Origin of the sequence: Mycoplasma sp. NEAQ87857 (genome assembly GCF_009792315.1) — a bacterium.
In the GTDB taxonomy this organism is placed as follows: Bacteria; Bacillota_I; Bacilli_A; order Mycoplasmatales; family Metamycoplasmataceae; genus Mycoplasmopsis.
The window spans coordinates 496,989-516,896 of sequence record NZ_CP045542.1 but is presented as its reverse complement, the minus strand read 5'-3'; the positions used below and the strand labels follow the sequence as shown (position 1 = coordinate 516,896).

The following is a 19,908-nucleotide window of genomic DNA, read 5'->3' as shown; positions in this document are numbered from 1 at the left end:
AGTATTATGAATATAGCTTTATATATATTAGTTGGAGTATTACTTTTATTAGTGACTGTGTTTTTTGTTTATTCATTTATCAAAGATCGTATCACTAGAAAAAGAACTCAACAAGAAATTAAGCGGATTGAAAAAGAAGCTACAATATTTGCTTATGAAAATTGTGCAAAAATTGATGCTTTAATTCAAAACAACAGCAAACAAATGGAAAATTTTGTTCCTAGTGTTGGTGAATATAAAATGTCTGATTTAGTTAAAGCATCAGATAGTTACCTTAACAAAATTTTAAATTCAATTGAATATCGTTCATACATTGACGAAAGTGAACAATATCTAGATTTTAAAAAGAATTTATTAATGTTAAAAGAAACCAATAGTAATTTATGAACTAAAAAACTACCTTTTGTTTTAGAATGATTTAATAAAAATGTTCAAAATTACAAACAACAGTTAGAAAAAATCAATGAAACTGATGTTATTGAAATTAAAGATCAACAAGAATTAGCTATGGAGGTTGAAAATGAATATCAAAAACTTTTGAAACAATCTTAATACACCCAATAAACTAACAATTTTAAGATTATTATTATTTATCCCAATGTTTATCTTAATGGTTGCAGGATATAACATTTACACTTGAAATAAAGCTGTCTTTTTTATAAAAAATACTGAATTAATAGTTATTAATGTATTTATTTTATTAATTTTTATTGCAGCAATGGTAACTGATTATTTTGATGGAAAAATTGCAAGAGAAAAAAATCAAGTCACTGATTTTGGAAAATTATTTGACCCAATTGCAGATAAATTAATTACTAACTCAGCTTTAATTTATTTAACAACTATTAATTTATTACCATTATGAGTGTTAATTTTATTTATTGCAAGAGATTTAATAGTTGCAGGAGCTAGAACCATTTTAGTTCAACACAATTACTCAATTGCAGCCAATAAATACGGTAAAATCAAAACATTATTATTAAGCTTTGGAATTGCTATTACATTATTTATTTCAATTATTGTATTTAGTATTAATTCAAACGCAACAAATTTAAATGCTTTGTTATTTACTAGTTCTAATCTTTCAATTATTTTAGTTAATTATTTAGGTAATTTACCAATTATTATAGCTGTTGCATTTAGTTATATTTCAGGATACCAATATTTAAAAGCAGCTTTAAAATTTGTTAAATAATGAACATATTAGAAACAACGTTTAATTGACAAATTGCACTTAGTGAATTAATAAGCTTATATTTATTGATCTTAGTATCTTTTATTGCTACTTATTTAGGCAATAAGTTCATTAAATATAAAATTATTTTTCCTATCATATACTCTTTAGGAGTATTATTAACTTCTATTATTGGTTATTCTTTATATAAAGTTTTAACAATTAATAGTAATTTAAACAACACTAATATACTACCCACTATTAATCCTATGGGTAGTTTATTATTTACTTTTAGTAATTTAATTCATACTATTTTGACCAATAGTGCTAAAGAAGCTAATTATATTAATTTATTATACTTATTCTTAGTACATTTATTAGCTACTATTTTAGCTACTAGTACTTGAATTATTATTAAAAAGAAATTTCGCTTTACTAAATCACATAAAGATGTAACTATCATCAACCAAAAAAATGTTTTGGTTGATATAGGATTTATTGCTTTATTTATTTTATTAGTAGTTATTACTCAAGGACCAATTAAAGACCAATTAGATTTAAATTTCTTTCAAGTAGTATCGATTTTATGAGTAGTTTTATTTATTTTATTATTAACTGTTAGACATATGAATCTATTTTCATTTCCAAGTAATATTTATGTTTCTTTAGCATCATATTTAATTACTTTATATGAGCAAAAAAACCAAATTAAAAACGCAATCTTTATTTCATATACTATTTTGGCCTATTTTGTATTTAGTTTAGGATTTTCATTTTTAACTTTAATTAATGGATTTTAAGCATTAAAAAAAAGCATTTTGAATAAACAAAATGCTTTTTTATTTGATTTTTAACATAATAAAAGTAATCGCTAGAGCAACAAAAGCTAAAAAGATTAAAACCATAGCAATTATTGCTAGATAATAAAAGAATTTAGACTTTTTATGCTCTTTTAAATCAATGTCATCAGTTTTAGTTTTCTTTGCAATTTTTTTAGCTAATTTAATGGTTTGATAAATAGCTTTGTCATTATTGGGTAAGTAAAAATTAGATGTAGATTTTCAATTCATTTTACTTTAATTTTGGCATTACATTAATACAAAAAGCTTCAGGACCTGTATGAATAGCCACTACTGAAGAAGTAGTTGAAGTGTTTTGTATTGTAATATTATTTTGTTTTAATGCTTGTTTGACTAAATTGTTAACTTTTTCATCAATTCCATGAATTAAATTAATTGTACTTTCACCAATTTCATCACAAAATTCTAAAACTTTAGCAATAGTTTTGCTAATTGCACCATTAATTGTACGTTTAAGAGCAATTGGACTAACTGTACCATTAGGTAAGTAAGATAAAATTGGAATCATTGAAATAGCAGACATAATGAACTTTTTAACCCCAGTTAATCTTCCACCTTTAATCATATAATCAAGTTTAATAGGAACTAATAAGGTTAAACTTTGGTTCGAAATATATTCGATATTTTTAATTATATCTGCTATAGGAGTATCATTTTGATATAGTTTTAATGCATGATTTGCAACTTCAACAAATTGAGTTCCTGAGAAATGATTATCTACTACATAAACATTGTTATAATCTTTGGCAAAAGATTTAACATACTTACTTGTTGAAGATAAATTTTCACTTAAACCAATATATAAAACATCATCAAAGTCTTTTAAAGCTTCTTGTAATACTTTTTCAATAGTTTCAAGCTTTGGTAATGATGATAAGAATGAATTAGCAGTAGCTAATTTTTTTAATATTTCAACATGATCAGCAATACCATCTTCATAAACTACTCCATCAATTTCCACTTGGAGAGGTAAAAATAAAAAACCTTGTTGATTTGCTTCTTCTTTAGTTAAACCTGAAAAAGAATCAATAATAATACCTAATTTTTTCATAATGTAATTATATATTAAAAACCTTAATCTTTTAGTGCTTAAAAAGTTAAATAACTTTAATTTTTATCTAATAAACTTGCTGCTTCTTGATCAATAATTAAAGTTACATTTTTATGAGTTTGTAAGAAACTTGCAGGAACTAATGATGTAATTTCTCCTTCAATGGTATCTTTAATTGCTTGAGCTTTAGATACACCATTAGCTAATAAAATAATTTGTTTAGCCTCTAAAATGGTTCCTATTCCCATAGAAATTGCAGTTTTAGGAACCTCTGAAATATCATTAAAATAAATTTGATTTGATTTAATAGTACTATTAGTTAAATGTACTTCTCTAGTACGATCTGTCATTTTTGATCCAGGTTCATTAAACGCTATATGACCATTAGTACCTATTCCTAGAATCATAAAATCTATTCCATTATGCTTTTTAATAGTTGCTTCATAATCTTTAGCATTTTGTTCTATATTACCAATTCCATTAGGGAAGTTAATTTTGCTTTTAGCTACATTAATATGATCAAAAAGTTTTTGATTCATAAAATAATGATAAGAACAAGGGTTTTCAATAGCTAAATTAACATATTCATCTAAATTAAAAGTAGTAATTTTATCAAATGATACTTGTTTATTATCATATGCTTGGATTAAATTTGCATAAGTACCAACAGGAGTTCCTCCAGTTGCAAAGCAAATTTTTAAATCATTTTTCTTATTAATTGCATCAATAATCATTTGTGATGCTACTTGAGACATTTCTTGATAATCTTTTGTTTTAATAACTTTCATTTTTAACCTCTTTGAATTTTTGCTCCATTGATATATACATCTTTAATAGATAAATCATTTTTATCTAATAACACAAAATCTGCAGTTTTATTAACTGCTATTATTCCTAAATCATTTAGTTTTAAATGTCTAGCAGCATTGTATGAAGTAATAGCAACTGCTTCATTTAAACTAAAACCTATATTAACTAAATTAACAAATGCATCATGGATACAAATTCCACTACCTGCAATTGTATTAGTTCCTTTAAGAACAATTTTTTTACCTTCTTTAGTTACTTCAATACCACCAGAAATATTATCTCCATCTTGATAATAAGCAGGTTTTATAGCATCTGAAACTGCAATAATTGAACTAATATCTTTATTCTTTTTAGTAAACAAAATACTTTCTTTGCTAACATGAAACAAATCACAAATTAATTCCACATAGCAATTATTATTAGTTAATGCTGCTTGAAGTAATCCTGGATTTCTTGAATCTACTCCACTCATAGCGTTTCATAAATGACATACAGAATCACAACCATTGTTAAAATATTCTTCTGCTAAAGCATAATTACAACCACTATGACCTATAGAAGGAATAATATTATTATCTTGCATGTGTTTCATTGTATCTAAACTTACCATTAATGGATCAAATGATATTTTACGTAATTTACCATTAGCACTAGTATTTAATTGATCAATAATCTTATTAGTTGCTTCAATTAAATATTTTGGATCATGAGCTCCTTTTTTAGCTAATCCAATAAATGGTCCTTCAATATGAATCCCAAGAAATTTACTAGTTCAATTTGAATTATTAGCAATATTACTTAAAGCTAATTGCATTTCTTGCATAGATCCAGTCATAGCTGTAGGCATAAAGCTAGTAGTACCTTGTTTAGCTAGTTCTTTAGAAATTACACTACAAGCTTCTTTTCCTTGCATTACATCATAATTATAAAAGCCATGAATATGAGTATCAATAAAACCAGGAACTAAATAATAATCTCCCATTCCTTCTTTGGGAGTAATTTTTATTATCTTTCCTTCTTGTGTTTCAAGATCAGCATTATTAATCGTTTGATCATGATTAACAATTGTAATATTTTTAATTTCCATAATTCTCCTATCTATAAGCAGATTTTTCTAAATATTTGTAGTTAGTTGAATCTTCGGTTAGTATTTTAAATATTTTGTAATAAATTTCAGTGATTAATAATCTACCTTCTAAAGTAAAGAGTCTTAATCCATCATGACGCTCTTTACCTTTAATTTGAAAAAAGAACGAAACTTTATTTTCAATTTCTTTAGGAATTCATGATGAAATTAAAATAATTTTAGCTTCAGTATTTTTAATGACATCAATCATTCACTTATGTGATAACGAAATTGAGTTAATTACTATAACATCTTTACTTGTTAGTATGCGTGAAATACCAACTTGTTCATATTTATTTCATAATAAGATCGAATTTTTATTCATTCTAACTAGCTTTATGTGAAAATCTAAGTTAGAGGCAATTGAACTACTAACTCCAATAAATAAGATTTTATTAGCCTTATTAATTAAATTAGCAGCTTTTACTAGTTGTTGATTTTTTTCTTTATCAATAATTTTGTCTAAATTAAGTGAATTATTATGAATAAAAATCAACTCCTTAACATTAGTGAAGTTAAGTTTTTTACTAAACATAGATAATGATGCAGGGCTTATTGCAATTTCTTCACAAAAAGTAGTTGCTTTGTACAACTTCTTTTTGTTTTTAACCTTATTCAATAAACTTTGAGCAATATGTTTATTAATATTTTGATCGGGATAATGGTCAATTGTTTTAATCAATTTTAGAATATAAGCATCATTATGTGATAGCATTGTTTTTTCTTTATTCATATAAAATATTTTACAAAATTTAAAGTAATTTGTAAAATATTTTAAAAAAACGTTTTCACATTTTATAAAATAAAGGTGTAGTAATAAAAGTTGGAGGTTAATATGAAACTAAATAAATTTGTATCCCTTTTAAGTCTAGGCTCTGCTATTGCTCCAATAGCTTTAGCAGTATCTTGTTCAGTACCTGAAAGTGCTAAGCAGAACAATGATTTAGCTAAAAAAGTTGTAGATTTAGAAGCTACAAATAAAAAATTAACTAATGATTTATCTACAAGTAACCAATATATTAAAAATGTTACTTTAGATAGTTCTACAAACACTACAGTTTTAACAAATGATAAAAGTATGCAAAAAGTTGCAGAACTTATAGCTCTTAAAAAGCAATTAAAACAAAATAATCCTAATATTACTAAAAATGAATTAATTAGCAAAATTAGTGAAGCGTTATTAGGAACTAAATATGTTGCTAATAGATTAATAGGAGATGCTAATAATCCTGAAGTATTAGTAGCAGATATTGTTGATTTAGATTGCTTTACTTATTTTGATTATGTTAATGCGATCTTAAATGCTAGAGATTGAAATACATTTATTGAAGCATTAAAAAATACAAGATATGTTAATGGTCAAGTTTCATACAGCAATAGAAGACACTTCTTTACTGACTGAGCTTATAGTCCAGTTAAAATTGCTCAAGACTTATTGACTAAAGATCTTTTAGGTGATGACTACAATAATATAGTAGTTGAACACACCTTTAACAAAAATGGTAAAGATGTTAAAGGTAAACTTGAACCAGTACTTAAAACAGTACCAATTGAAAAACGCACTATTAAATATTTAAAAGCATCAGCTTTAAGTGATCAATTATTAGCTAAGTATTTTAAAGATGGTGATTTAATAATGCTAGCTGCAGGTGCATCTGGTGGATTAAACACTTGATTAGATGTAACTCACTGTGGTTATTTAATCTTTAAAGACGGTGTAGCATATTATCGAAACGCTAAAGGTACAGCTAAAAACCCTGATGCAGTTAGAGATATTAAATTAGTAGATTACATCAAAGATCGTAATTTCGATTCTAAAAATAATAAACCATATGATGTAGCTAAGGTACCTGGTATTTTAGTTTATCGAACTCTTTAATGACTAAAAATTTAATTCATACATTAGATACAGAACAATCTAATCCAAGAACTAAAAATTTATCTAATTTATCATCTCTAGATATTGTAAGAAAAATTAATTATGAAGACCAACTTGTGGCTAAAGAAGTTGGATTAGTCAGCGAACAAATTGCAAAGATTATTGATTTAGCTTATAAAAAGATCAAAAATGGAGGAAGATTGATTTATATTGGTGCTGGAACTAGTGGTCGCATTGGTGTATTAGATGCTACTGAGATTTATCCAACATTTGGTATAGATGATAAAGTTATAGCTTTAATTGCTGGTGGAGAAGAAGCTTTATGTAAAGCAATTGAAGGTGCAGAAGATAATTCTTTAGCAGCAATAGAGGATTTAAAAAGCATTAATTTTAATAGCAATGACTTTTTAGTAGGTTTAGCAGCTAGTGGTAGAACTCCTTATGTTATTAGTGGTATTAAATATGCTAAACAAATTAATGCTGATTCTGCATTAATTTGTAATGTAGAACATTCAGATTATCAAGCTTTGCCAACAGTTTTTGTTTCAATTAAAACAGGTCCTGAAGCTATTACTGGATCTACTAGAATGAAAGCTGGAACTAGTCAAAAAATGGTATGTAATATCATCTCTTCAACCATCATGATTAAACTAGGTTATGTTCAAAACAACTATATGATCAACCTAGTGCCAACTAATTACAAATTAGAACAAAGATGTATTAATATGATTAAATCAATAACTAAAGCTGATTTAAACTTAATTGAACAAGTTTTTAAACAAACTAAAAACGTTAAATTATCTTTAATGATGATTGAAGATAATTTAACTTATGATCAAGCATTAAACAAATATAAGGAAATATATGGAGAAAAATAAAATTGAATTAGCTTGTTTTGAGATTATAGCTTATAGCGGAGAAGCTAAAGCCTTGTTTTTAGAAGCATATGATTGTGCTTTGGAATTAAATTATGATCTTGCAAACTCAAAAATTAAAGAAGGTAAAACCCTTTTAAATAAAACTCATCAAGCTCATATGGAACTATTGACCATTGAAGCTCAAGAAGAAAAAAGTAATATTTCATTATTACTAGTGCATGCAGAAGATCAATTTATGTCTGCTGAAAATGCATTAATAATGGCTGAAAAAATGCTTTTATTTATCAAAAAGTTTGAGTCTAAACTCACTTAGAAAGGTAAAAATGTTTAAATCAAAGTTAAACAAAATATTTAGTTTTAGTTTAATTAGTACAATTTTATCTATTGTTGCAACTCTTTCTTTTGTTCCAACTTTATTAGAAGAAAAGAAAGGTGTGTTTACTCAAAGTAATTTAAATTATTCAAATACTAATTTTATTGTAACAGTAATTTTAATGGCTTTCTTTACTAGTTTAGCAGTATTCTTTTATCTTAAATTTGCTTCAGCAATGATTAAAGATAAAGAAGCAGTAAAACAAAAAAGCAACTTATACACCTTAATTTATGGTGGATTATTAACTTTAGTAAGTGTAGTAGTTGTCATTTATAGTGCTTTTAGTTATAAAACTACAACACCATTAGATTTAGCATCTAATGGACAAATAATTGCTAAAGATTCTTTAGCTATTGCTCAAGCAACTAATACTGTTATTAAATATAGTCTTTTATCAGTAGTGTTTGTTTATTTTGCAATAGTAGGTGTTTTATTAATTAACAAACTAACTATTTATATTATTAGTAAAAGAAAGGTTAGTGCATAATGAAAATACTATTAATTTGTTCTGGTGGAATGAGCACATTTATGCTGATTCAAGCACTAGAAAAAGAAGCAAAAAAGCTGAATATCAACAATTTTAGTGCTGATGCTATTGGTGCAAATGAAATTGATGAATATGATAAAGATTTTGATATCTTGCTTGTTGCTCCTCAAATCAAACATAAATTTGAACAAATGCAAGAAATTGCAAGTTCAAGAAATAAAAAGATTTATCAAATTTCAATGGCTGAATATTCACCATTAGGAACTAATAAATTATTAACAAATATAGCAAAAGTATTGGAGGAATAATGCACGCTAAAAACGCATTCACTAGCGGAATGACTAAATTTTTCCAATCAGTTGAGCATACATTTATGCCAATTATGGCTAAATTAGGTAATAACCGCTATATTGAAGCAATTAGAAATGGAATGATTTCAACTATTCCAATTTTATTAATTGGTTCAACCTTTTTATTTATATTCTTTTTCCCAATTGGGAAAAATAATACATTAGGAGTTAATGTATTATTACCAATTCAAAACGGTAGATATGCCTCATTATTGATCTTACCATATCGATTAACATACCCAATGCTTGGATTTTTTGCAGTTATAGGAGTTGCACGAAGTTTAGCTAAATCCTATAAATTAGATGATCAACAAGCGGTATTAATTGCTATTATTGCTTATTTAATGTCAATTGTTGGACCTACTTATAAAACTATAGGTAATCCATCATTTACTACTGGAAGCTTTGGTACTGCAACTATTTTTGGTGGTTTTGTCATTGCTATAGCTTCAGTTGAAATGTTTAGATTTTGTATTAAATACAAAATCACAATAAGACTACCAAAAAGTGTCCCAAGTGTAGTTGCAAAACCATTTAACGCTTTAATTCCAATGTTATTTGTGATGATACCTGCAGCTTTAATTTTTAACTTAGGTAAATTTGATATTCATAGTTATATGAACTTCTTATTCTCACCATTACAATCAATTTTTGCTGGTAATAACTACTTTGGATTTTTTGTAGTAGTTGTCTTTGTTATGCTATTATGAATTGCAGGGGTTCATGGACTTGCAGTTATAGGTTCTTTAGCTAGACCATTTTGATTAATTGCTTTAGCTCAAAACCAAACCTTACAACAAAGTTTAAAACTTTCACAATTATACGTTAAAGATGGTGCAAACATTATTGTTGAACCATTTTTCCAATGATTTGTTTGAATTGGAGGAGCTGGAGCTACTTTTGGATTAATTATTGTAATGTTATTAATTGCTAAAAGTAAATACATTCGTTCTGTAACTTATCCTTCAATTCTACCTGGTATTTTTAATATTAATGAACCAATTATCTTTGGTTATCCATTAGTATTAAATCCGATTTTAGCTATTCCTGCGATATTAAGTCCTTTAGCTTTAGGAACTGTATCATTCTTAGCTTTAAAATTTAATATTGTAGCAACCCCAATTAACTTAGTTGGTTGAACATTACCAACTCCTGTTGGTGCATTTTTATCAACTGGTTTAGATTGAAAAGCTTTAGTATTAACTTTTGTTTTAATGGCTATTAGTGCTTTAATTTGATTACCATTTGCTAAACTTTATGACAATAAAATGCTTAAAGAAGAAATTGAAATGGTAATTACTGAAAGAATTGAAGAAGCTAAAAAAGCTAACCTTGAATATGATGCTAAAGAAATTAGAGAACAAGTAACTAAAGAACTTAAATCTAGATCTATAAGAAATAGATTTAAAGGTGTTTCTGCTTCTTAAGGATAAATAATGATTGAATGATATATTTATATCTCTTGAATAGCAGTATTAACCATTAGTTATTTAATTGCTAATTACTTAAATACACATACTTTAATATTTGCTAAAATTAAAACTTGAATTTTCTTACTTGGACCATTTTTATTAATTTTTATTATTGGATTGCCAATGGTTATAGCTAAGGTCAATTTTAATATCACTTTATACGCTACCTCTTATCCTTGTATGTTCTTTTTTGGAATATGAACTGCTGTATTTCTTGAACGATGAAACAAATGAAAAGAACATAAAACTAAAAAACTAAAAGAAGCTAAATTTAACAACAATAATAACAAAGGAACAAAATGTTAGGTATTTCAATTTATCCAGAAAAACAAGATTACAATCAAATAATTGCTTATATTGATACTGCTGCAAAATATGGTTTTAAACGAGTATTTTCTTGTTTATTAAGTGCTAAAGAATCTAAAGAACAATTAATTCAAACTTTTTCATCAATCAATGATTATATTCATAGCAAAAATATGATAGTAATTTTAGATGTTAATCCTAGAGTCTTTGATCAATTTAATGCATCATACAATGATTTAACTTTCTTTAAACAATTAAAAGCTGATGGCATTAGATTAGATATGGGATTTGATGGTAAAAAAGAAGCAGATATGACTTTCAATGAGCAAGATTTAATCATTGAAATTAATATTTCAAATGATAATAAGTATTTTGATAATATACTTTCTTATCATCCAAAGAAATCAAAATTATGAGCTAGTCATAATTTTTATCCTCAAAGATATACTGGTTTATCATATGAATTTTTTACCAAAATTACAGCTAAATTTAAACAAAACTACATCAAAACTGCAGCTTTTGTTACTTCAAATAATGCTAGCATAGGTCCTTGAGAGTTAAATCATGGATTATGCTCAATGGAAATATGTAGAGATTTAGATATTGTAGCTCAAACTAAATTACTTTATGCTACAGAATTAATTGATGATGTTATTATTGGTAATTCATTTGCAAATGAAGATGAATTAAAAGCTTTAAGTATGATTGATAGTGAATATAAATCATTTAGATTAACTAAAGAATCTTTAGTTAATAATACTGATTTAGATAATGAAATCTTATTTTTAAATCATCATTTTAGACGTGGAGATACTAATGAATATTTTATTAGATCTACTGCTTCTAGAGTTAAATATAAAAATTATGATTTTAAACCAAATAATACACCTACAAAGTTATATAAAGGTGATGTAGTAATTTGTAATTCTAATTATGCTCAATATAAAGGAGAATTACAAATTGTACTTAAAGATTGTGATAATGTTGATTTAGGTAAAAACCTAGTAGCTAAAATTCATCCAGATGAAGTTATGTTATTAGATTTGGTTAAACCTTTAGAAAGGTTTAAATTTGATAAATAAAACTTATGCATTAGGATTAATGAGTGGTACAAGTTGTGATGGTTTAGATGTTGCTTATTGTGAAATTCATCCTTCTTCATCTAATATTAAAACTAAATTGTTAGCTTTTAAAACTTATAGTTATCCCAAAGAATTAAAAGATAAGATTTTAAAATCTTTTAATTCTTTAATTTATGCTAGAGATTTATGTTCATTAAATTTTGAACTTGCAATCTTTTATGCTAATCAAGTTAATCAATTTATTAAGGAATTTGATCTTAATAAAGATCAAATTAGCTTCATTGCTTCTCACGGTCAAACCATTTATCATTTAATTGATCCTAAAGACTCTGAAACTAAAAGTACTTTACAGCTAGGTGATATTAGTGTTTTAAGTCAATTAACTCAATTAAATGTAATTGGTGATTTTAGACCTAGTGATATAGCCAATAATGGTCAAGGAGCTCCTTTGGTTCCTTGTCCTGAATGACTTTTGTTTCATCAAACTAATAAAGTTTTATTATTCCAAAACATTGGCGGAATTTCTAATGTTTCAGTAATAAATAACGATCCTCAATCTTGTTTTGCATTTGATAATGGTCCAGGTAATGTATTAATAGATCTAGCTGTTAAACACTTTTTTAACTTAGATTATGATGCTAATGGTGATATTGCTGTTTTAGGTAAAATTAATCACTCAATGATTTTATATTTATTAAATGATAATTATTATGATTTAATCCCACCTAAATCTACTGGTAGAGAAAAATATTCTATTAACTTTTTTAACCAATTATTAACCTTGTTTCCCAATGTTGATAAGTATGATTTTGTTGCTAGTGTAACTTATTTTACTGCTTTGGTTATAGCTAATAGCTATAAACAATTTATTATCCAACCTGATACTAAATACCAAGTTTATCTTTCAGGTGGAGGAGCAAGCAATAGCACTTTAGTTAATCATTTAAAGAAATTATTAAATCCTATTAAAGTGTATTCAAGTAGTAAGCTAAATATAAATCCTGATGCTAAAGAAGCAATTGCTTTTGCTATTTTAGGTTATTTAACATTCAATCATCTTCCGGGTAATTTACCTTCTGCAACAGGAGCAGATAAACCTTGTATTTTAGGTAAAATTGCTTACTATAAATAAAACACATCACACTTGTGATGTGTTTTTCTTTTAACTAAGAAAATTAGGGATTATATGTGTAAATTTCCATAAAATTAGAGCATGTTTTATAACTATTTTCAACATTATATATATATATATATAATTTATAATTATGAGAAAGATAAGTAAGTTTTTATTAGTACTTTCAAGTACTTCAAGCATGGCTATTGCTAGTACAATAGCAGTAGCTTGTAATGAAACCAAACCACAGGTAGATAATAGTAAAATTAAAGAATTAAAGGATAAAATCAATACATTTTTATCTAAAAAACCTGAGGAATTAGCTTTATTATCTAAAGATAAAGTCAATGATTTAAAAAACAGTTTAAACAATGAAAATGATTTTGAAAAATTAAGTACCAAATACAATAGTTTAGTATCAGAATACAACAATACTAAAACATCATTAACCCAAATGGTTAATCAATTACTTGAAGCTATCAAACCTTTATTAACTAATGAATATTTATCAAAAAATGACTTAGATAAATATCAAAATTTAAAACAACAAGCTCCAAGCAATAATGCAACTTTAGATGTATTAAATAATCAAAAAACAACTTTAACCCAAGCAAAACAAGAATTAGAACAAACTATTAGCAATAAAGCTAAAGCGTACAATGATTATCAAACTTTAGCTACTAAAGCTAAAGATTTTGCTATTGCTAATTATCTTGCACAAGAATTAGCAAAATCATTAAATGATAAACTTCAAGCATTGGATGTTCAAAAAAATTCAACCCTAGAAGCTACTAATGATGCAATGCAACAACTAGAACAATTACTAAACAAAGCTCAAGTTGATTTAACCAACTTAAAACAAACTCAGTTGAATAAACTTCAAGAAGAAATTACAAAAGCAGAACAAGTAGTTAATGGATTATACAATCAAGATTTAGCTTCTTTATTAGCTAGAGCTAAAGAATTAAATGCTAATTCTTCATATGTTGATTTAACTCAATCTACTTCTAATTTAGCTCAAGAAGTAGTTAAAGTTAATTTATTAAGAGAAGAAAATAAAGATGTATATCAAAAATTAACTGCTAAAAAAGATCAAGTTTTAGCTAAATTACCAAGCGATTTAACTAAAGATTATTTAGTTGATTTAGCAACTATTAAACAACAATTATTAGAAATTAATTTAGATACAAATAGTGATTTAATTAGTAAAAAACGTGATATTAATAATTTATTAGATGATTTAGCAACTAAAATTGATCAAAAATTAGCTACTATTGAACAAATGAATGCTGATTTAAATACAGAAGTACAAAAATCATTAGCTTCAATTGAACAATTTAAACAAAAACATCCTGATCAAGCAAATAGCTTAAGCAATTTAGATAGCATAATAAACGATCTAACAGCTAATATGCAAGATAAAGATTATGCTAATACTAAAGCTAATTATCAATTATTGCTAACTACTTATACAAAAGATTTAAAAGATTTAGTATCTAGTTTAATTCAAAGCTTAAAAGCTACTTTAGAACAAAATAATCAACCTAATTCAGCAGAAGCTAAAGCTAAACCTACTTTTGATCAATTAGAATCAATTTTTACTTCTGTATCAAACGTTAATAATACGATGCTTCAAAAAACTAATTATGAATGATTATTTAATCAATTAAGTTTAATCAAAGCTTCAATAGATGGTAATATTAAGCAACTTGTTAAAAAAGCTAGAGATAAAGCTAATGAATTTTATGAAGCTAATAAAACTTACTATCTTGCAGATACCTTACAACCACTTAAAGATTTAATTGATAAATATACTGATAACTATATTGATCAAAATAATGATTTTAACAGCTTAAAACAAGGTATAACTGACTTAAACGATGCAATAAATACCATTAATCAATTATTAGAAACTCAATTAGCTACATCTAAACAATTATTATCTACAGTTCAAACTGAAATTATTGATGTTTATAATACTGATTTAGCTACTGATATTGCTGACATTAAAGCAAAACACCAAGCTTTAACAACTTTAGTTGAAGCAGCAAAAGATTATAATGCAATTGTAGCAGCTACAAATGAATTAGATGCTTTAGCAAAACAAGATAAATCAAATTTAGAAAATAAATTAAAGAATGTTGTTTTATTAAAAGAAGTTGAAAGACAAAATCCTGATCTACAAACTTCATTTGACAAAATGATCAACCATAATAAAGACTTATTAAAAAATGAAAAAGATACATTACCAGATAAAGAAAAAGAATTAGAGGAAGCTAAAAAAGATACAAGCTGACTTGCGTTTATTAAAATATCAGCTAAACAAAGTGCGGTTGATCGTGCAAAACAATATATTACTTATTTAGAGCAAACTATTGCTACCTTAGAAAAAAATAAAGCAGACACGCTTGCATTAATTGAAAAAATGAAAGCAGATGTTAATGTTTTAAATAGTGAATATTTAACAACATATAACGAAACTGTAACTTCTATGAAAAGTGAAATATTATGACTTGTAGGATACAATAGATCAAGATATAGAGCTATTAATGAAAGTGATTACCAAAAAGCTATAACTGCTGCTAGTCCTTTAATTAGTGCAACAATCAAACAAATTAAATCAACTGTTGAAGAAGTTTATAAAGATAATGGAGTATTTGCTAAACCAAATTCAAGAAACTACATCAACGGATTAACTCTATCACAAGCAGTAACTGCTATTGTAGTAGTTGATAACAACATCACTACCCTTTATTCATTTATGACTCAATGATTAAACTCATCAACCCAACCTACTGCTTAATCGCAAAATAAAACACATCACCTAAGTGATGTGTTTTTTGTTATAAGGCACATTCGCATTCATACTTCTCTAAATGTTGAATTTTAATCAAAGCATCTAATAAAGGTTGATATTGATCTTTGAATGAAGGTTCAATGTAGTAAAAAATATGTTTGTCTTGTCTAATGGTATTAACTATTTTTAAGCGTTTAAGATCACTTAAATGCTTAGATATATTAGCTTGTTTTTCATTCAGTAATGAAACAAAAGTACTAACATCACATTCGTGTAATTTACAAGAATATAAGTGGATGATTAATTTTAATTTAACATCACTTGAAAGTACTTTCAGTAATTGGGTTGTTTTCATATTATTTATTAATAGTGTTATCATTGGTGGTTAAATCAATTGTAACACTATCGTTTTCTACCACTTCAATAACTTTGGTTTGAGTTAAACCTTTAGGGTTACTACCATTGATTTTAACGTTTTTGTCTTTTAATTTTACTACTTTGGTTTTACCTAAAGCATCAAATTCTTTTTCAACTCCTAAAAGACTTTCTTCTAAGGTTTGATATGTAATTGATTCTTTGTTAATGAAGTATGAGCTTGTATGATTATTTAAATTATCTTTGTTGAATGAAGCATAATTGTTGTAAGAACATCATCTAGCAATACGGTTTTGGTATTTAATTCAGCTAATTGGATTAAATACAGCAATATCATATTTCTTAGATTTTAAGAAACGAATCTTATCTCTTAATAAAGCATAATTTTCAATGTTATTTCCATAATTAAAGTTATCAAAAATAATACATTTATAAGGTTTTTTATTATAAGTAATTACTAAATCAATTACTACTGATCCTACAGTATAGTTTTTAAATAACTCAGCATTAGGTTCATTAGCAATTAAAGGAGCTATTTTGTTATAAACCATTTCATTAAACCAATTATTTTTATTAGCTAATAAAAATTCATTAGTTGAATTATGTTTAAAGACATTATTAAGAATTTTATTTTTCTGTTCTTGATTCATTTCTAAGAATTTTAATCAATTTCTAAATGTTTTTAAATCTTCTGTAATTTCAGTAGTTTTAACAATTTGATCAGCTTTAATAGTTTTAATTACAATCATTTTTTCTTTAGCTCTAGAAATAGCAACATTTAATGCATTTCTACCATTAGCTTTACATACATAAGTATTTGCTAATCTAGTAGTTTTATCATAAGCTAAAGTAACAATAACTAAATCTGCTTCATCTCCTTGAATATTTTCTAGGTTTCTAACTAATAATTTCTTATTATTAATTGCATTTTCTAATCGAGGGAATTTTTTATAAATAATATCAATAATGTAATTAGCTTGTTTTGAGTTAAAAGCTAATAAAATAATCTTGTTATATTTTTCAAGGTTATTAATTACTAATCTAATAGCTTCTTTAGCTTCATTTTTATTGATTCCTGATTCTCATTGACCATCAATATTAATTAATTCAATTGGTTTTGATGTTGCTGTTTTAGCTGTATCTATGACATCAAGTTTTGAATCGTAGAAGAATCTACTTGAGAAAGTCATTAATTCAGCATGATTAGAACGATAGTTTTTATCTAATAAAATTTGATGAACACCTAAAGAAATAGCATATTCTAAAATTGATTCAACATTACCAAAGACACTTTTATCATAAATATGATTTCCAAATCAATTTACTGGACGCATTTGTTGTACATCACCTGAAATGATTTTAATTTTACCTAAGTATAAAATTGGTAATGCTTGTTCAATATAGATCTGACTTGCTTCATCTAATACTACATAATCAAATTCTTCTTTTGAATAATGTGATAAATCAGTATTTAATGTAGTAATAATAATAGGATAAAGAATATTAATTATCTTAAGGTATTTTTTAATAAATTGATGAGGCTCAAGATTAAGCATTCTTGCACTTTTAACAAAATCTGAAAATAGTTCTTTAGTTTCAGGATCAAATTGCTTAATTTTTGCAACTACACGTTCAAGAATAATGTTTTTAACCACTTCTTGATCAGCAACTACTAAATCTCGATTAACTCTTTTGTTTAATTTAATTAATTTATTTAAATAATTAAATGGATTTTTCTCATCACTTAAAGGTAAATTATTTGATCCTTCTCTTAAAAGATCAATTAATTCTTGTAAATCACCTTTAAATCCTTTTAATTCACCATCAATTTGTTTTCCCATTCGTTTTAATTCAAAGTATTTAGAAGTAAAAGGGAAGTATTTGATATTTGAGCGTTTAATTAATTCTTTAGCGGTATTACCTTTAAAAGTTCCTGAGGGATATTTGATTTTCTTAGGTAAATTAATAATAAAATCAATATCTTTTTCAAAATCAAAATCAGGTTTGTGCTTTGATAGATAATAATAAGCTTCTAGTGCTTGTTTAGAAGTAGGGATATTTAAATATTCACTACTTTGAGAAATAAAATCCAACTCTTCAGAATTGATGTTTGGTGAATGTTCGATTTCACTAGCAGAATCAAAATTTTCAATTAATTCAATATATTTTTGAATTGGTTGATAAAATGAATCTTTACGCATTTCTTTATTAGTTAAAATAAATAACGCAAAAATATTTAATTGATCTAATCTAGTTTTTAAAACTTCTAAAGCAGCTTTTTTTTGTGAAGCTACTAAAACATTTTTATCAAAGATTAAAATGTTAGTTAAAATATTAGCAATTGTTTGAGTTTTACCAGTTCCAGGAGGTCCTCAAATAACAGTGTTTTGATTTAATGAGCTTAAAATTGCTTTATCTTGTGATAAGTTAGATTCAGCAATCTTAAACAATGATAATTTAGGGTTATAGATTCATTTATTAATTTTGTCTTTATATTTATTTTTATTAAATTCAACCTCAATAATAGAATCAAGTTCATTCTTTTCAATGATTTCTTTCATTCTATTACGTGCATGACCATTGAATGATTGATATAAACCAACAACTATTCCAGGAGTAAATTTAATTTCTTTATTATTAACTAAAGTTGCTACTTGATTACTAAATGGTTGCAAAATAGTGTTAGGCATTTGATAAGCATTTTGGAACTTGTTCTTAAATGCTCATACCACTTCAGAAATTTTTTGCACTCCAGGTTTCATATTAAACGGAAATTCATATCCTTGATTTTTAAGATAGTAAAATAGTTTTTCATTCATTTCAATTTCATCATAAAAATGTAAACTAGGTTTACCATCTTCAAAAATAATATTTACCTTTTTGAAAAATAAAGGAGCATAAATAGTGCGATCATTTTTTCTAAAAGTAATAAACATAAATCCAACATGTAAAGCTCAAATATTAGTTTGATCTAAAATGTTGTTAACTTTATTGTTTAAAATTTTTCATACTAAGTTGTTTTGGTTAAGTTTTTTAGCTAATAAATCTACTACTTGGTTTTTGGTTTGATCAAAATTATCAAATTTAATTTCTTGATTAATAAACTCGTTTTTATTTTGGTTAATAAAATCTTGTAATTGCTCAAAAGTAGTTAATTCTTGAGCTTGAGTAATTAAATTAGCATGATATTGATCAAAAACACTATAAGTTATTTCATTTGAGTTAATTAAGGCTTTGGTTTTTTCTAAACCAAATAATTTAGTTATATCAAAAAAATCTTTATTATCTACTTTAGTAAAAATAGATGAATCATTATCTGATACATCTAATAAATTATCTAAAATAACTTGATACTTTTTATTTAACATAATTACTTAACTCCTTTGCAATAACTTGTGAATATTCACCAAAAACTAGTGTGATACTATCACTTTTTAAAAATACTCCTCTTATACCTTTAAGCTTTTTAATAGCATCTAAATCTATAATATCAGCTTGATTAACCATTATTTTAACTCTTGAAGGTTTTTGGTCAATTTCTAAAATATTATCTGGTTTTAATGCATCTAATAACAAGGAAATTTTAAAAGGCAATTTATCATTTTGATAAATTGTATTTTCTGGTTGGTGTTTCTTTTTGTTTCATTTTATTCAAATCAATCCAAAGGTTAATAATGTCAAAATAACTATTTTTAAATTATTTTTATTCATTTCTTAATTATACTATTTAGTATTAAATATATGTTGATTTTTGTATATATTTAATGAAATTTA

General features: G+C 25.5%; 21 protein-coding genes. 13 read left to right on the top strand and 8 right to left on the bottom strand.

What is annotated here, in order from left to right; all coding sequences use genetic code 4:
* The first annotated feature begins 6 nt into the window (after positions 1-6).
* The 3 genes from GE118_RS01820 to GE118_RS01810 are packed head-to-tail and all read left to right on the top strand — an operon-like array spanning position 7 to position 1,974.
* On the top strand, positions 7-552 hold the full coding sequence (locus GE118_RS01820; RefSeq protein WP_158763751.1) for an MHJ_0274 family protein: 546 nt from the start codon (positions 7-9) through the stop codon (positions 550-552).
* Entirely contained in the window at positions 521-1,195 is a 675-nt protein-coding gene (gene pgsA / locus GE118_RS01815) for a CDP-diacylglycerol--glycerol-3-phosphate 3-phosphatidyltransferase (RefSeq protein ID WP_158763750.1), read from the top strand. Before GE118_RS01820 ends, pgsA begins: the two co-directional genes overlap by 32 nt.
* Positions 1,195-1,974 (top strand): hypothetical protein, encoded by a 780-nt coding sequence (locus GE118_RS01810; RefSeq protein ID WP_158763749.1) that lies wholly within the window; start codon positions 1,195-1,197, stop codon positions 1,972-1,974. The genes pgsA and GE118_RS01810 overlap by 1 nt, the downstream gene beginning before the upstream one ends.
* Positions 1,975-2,013: 39 nt before the next feature.
* Here GE118_RS01810 and GE118_RS01805 read toward each other — a convergent pair whose 3' ends face one another.
* Genes GE118_RS01805 through GE118_RS01785 form a run of 5 tightly spaced genes read right to left on the bottom strand, consistent with a single transcriptional unit; the run spans position 2,014 to position 5,754 of the window.
* Positions 2,014-2,244 (bottom strand): hypothetical protein, encoded by a 231-nt coding sequence (locus GE118_RS01805; protein ID WP_158763748.1) that lies wholly within the window; start codon positions 2,242-2,244, stop codon positions 2,014-2,016.
* Position 2,245: 1 nt separating this feature from the next.
* A complete protein-coding gene (locus GE118_RS01800) occupies positions 2,246-3,085 on the bottom strand; it encodes a DegV family protein (protein WP_158763747.1) in 840 nt (279 codons plus the stop codon).
* 56 nt (positions 3,086-3,141) lie between these two features.
* Positions 3,142-3,873: a glucosamine-6-phosphate deaminase gene (gene nagB / locus GE118_RS01795; protein WP_158763746.1), complete on the bottom strand. Its 732-nt coding sequence runs from the start codon at positions 3,871-3,873 to the stop codon at positions 3,142-3,144.
* A gap of 2 nt (positions 3,874-3,875) precedes the next feature.
* Positions 3,876-4,982 (bottom strand): N-acetylglucosamine-6-phosphate deacetylase, encoded by a 1,107-nt coding sequence (gene nagA, locus GE118_RS01790; RefSeq protein ID WP_158763745.1) that lies wholly within the window; start codon positions 4,980-4,982, stop codon positions 3,876-3,878.
* A 7-nt stretch (positions 4,983-4,989) separates the two neighbouring features.
* On the bottom strand, positions 4,990-5,754 hold the full coding sequence (locus tag GE118_RS01785; RefSeq protein ID WP_158763744.1) for a hypothetical protein: 765 nt from the start codon (positions 5,752-5,754) through the stop codon (positions 4,990-4,992).
* Positions 5,755-5,856: 102 nt separating this feature from the next.
* Here GE118_RS01785 and GE118_RS01780 point away from each other — a divergent pair, with 102 nt between their 5' ends.
* From GE118_RS01780 to GE118_RS01735, 10 genes are all read left to right on the top strand, one after another.
* Positions 5,857-6,900, top strand: a complete 1,044-nt coding sequence (locus tag GE118_RS01780; protein ID WP_158763743.1) for an N-acetylmuramoyl-L-alanine amidase-like domain-containing protein — start codon at positions 5,857-5,859, stop codon at positions 6,898-6,900.
* Entirely contained in the window at positions 6,900-7,778 is an 879-nt protein-coding gene (locus GE118_RS01775; RefSeq protein ID WP_158763742.1) for an N-acetylmuramic acid 6-phosphate etherase, read from the top strand. Before GE118_RS01780 ends, GE118_RS01775 begins: the two co-directional genes overlap by 1 nt.
* On the top strand, positions 7,765-8,091 hold the full coding sequence (locus GE118_RS01770) for a PTS lactose/cellobiose transporter subunit IIA (protein WP_158763741.1): 327 nt from the start codon (positions 7,765-7,767) through the stop codon (positions 8,089-8,091). The genes GE118_RS01775 and GE118_RS01770 overlap by 14 nt, the downstream gene beginning before the upstream one ends.
* A 10-nt stretch (positions 8,092-8,101) precedes the next feature.
* Entirely contained in the window at positions 8,102-8,638 is a 537-nt protein-coding gene (locus GE118_RS01765; RefSeq protein WP_158763740.1) for a hypothetical protein, read from the top strand.
* Positions 8,638-8,946, top strand: a complete 309-nt coding sequence (locus GE118_RS01760) for a PTS sugar transporter subunit IIB (protein WP_158763739.1) — start codon at positions 8,638-8,640, stop codon at positions 8,944-8,946. Before GE118_RS01765 ends, GE118_RS01760 begins: the two co-directional genes overlap by 1 nt.
* The gene (locus tag GE118_RS01755) at positions 8,946-10,415 is read left to right on the top strand and encodes a PTS sugar transporter subunit IIC (RefSeq protein WP_158763738.1); all 1,470 of its coding nucleotides are present in this window, start codon (positions 8,946-8,948) and stop codon (positions 10,413-10,415) included. The genes GE118_RS01760 and GE118_RS01755 overlap by 1 nt, the downstream gene beginning before the upstream one ends.
* 9 nt (positions 10,416-10,424) lie before the next feature.
* Positions 10,425-10,766, top strand: a complete 342-nt coding sequence (locus tag GE118_RS01750) for a hypothetical protein (RefSeq protein WP_158763737.1) — start codon at positions 10,425-10,427, stop codon at positions 10,764-10,766.
* On the top strand, positions 10,760-11,848 hold the full coding sequence (locus tag GE118_RS01745) for a DUF871 domain-containing protein (RefSeq protein WP_158763736.1): 1,089 nt from the start codon (positions 10,760-10,762) through the stop codon (positions 11,846-11,848). Before GE118_RS01750 ends, GE118_RS01745 begins: the two co-directional genes overlap by 7 nt.
* Entirely contained in the window at positions 11,838-12,980 is a 1,143-nt protein-coding gene (locus GE118_RS01740) for an anhydro-N-acetylmuramic acid kinase (protein ID WP_158763735.1), read from the top strand. The genes GE118_RS01745 and GE118_RS01740 overlap by 11 nt, the downstream gene beginning before the upstream one ends.
* Before the next feature lie 133 nt (positions 12,981-13,113).
* Positions 13,114-15,765: a hypothetical protein gene (locus tag GE118_RS01735; protein ID WP_158763734.1), complete on the top strand. Its 2,652-nt coding sequence runs from the start codon at positions 13,114-13,116 to the stop codon at positions 15,763-15,765.
* A 40-nt stretch (positions 15,766-15,805) separates the two neighbouring features.
* On the opposite strand, the gene GE118_RS01730 is transcribed toward GE118_RS01735, so the two are convergent.
* Genes GE118_RS01730 through GE118_RS01720 form a run of 3 tightly spaced genes read right to left on the bottom strand, consistent with a single transcriptional unit; the run spans position 15,806 to position 19,845 of the window.
* Positions 15,806-16,114 carry a helix-turn-helix transcriptional regulator gene (locus GE118_RS01730; protein ID WP_158763733.1) on the bottom strand — a complete coding sequence of 103 codons (309 nt, stop codon included), beginning with the start codon at positions 16,112-16,114 and terminating at the stop codon, positions 15,806-15,808.
* A gap of 1 nt (position 16,115) precedes the next feature.
* A complete protein-coding gene (locus GE118_RS01725; RefSeq protein ID WP_158763732.1) occupies positions 16,116-19,502 on the bottom strand; it encodes an ATP-binding protein in 3,387 nt (1,128 codons plus the stop codon).
* Positions 19,492-19,845: a PTS sugar transporter subunit IIABC gene (locus tag GE118_RS01720; RefSeq protein WP_158763731.1), complete on the bottom strand. Its 354-nt coding sequence runs from the start codon at positions 19,843-19,845 to the stop codon at positions 19,492-19,494. Before GE118_RS01720 ends, GE118_RS01725 begins: the two co-directional genes overlap by 11 nt.
* Between the last annotated feature and the right edge of the window lie 63 nt (positions 19,846-19,908).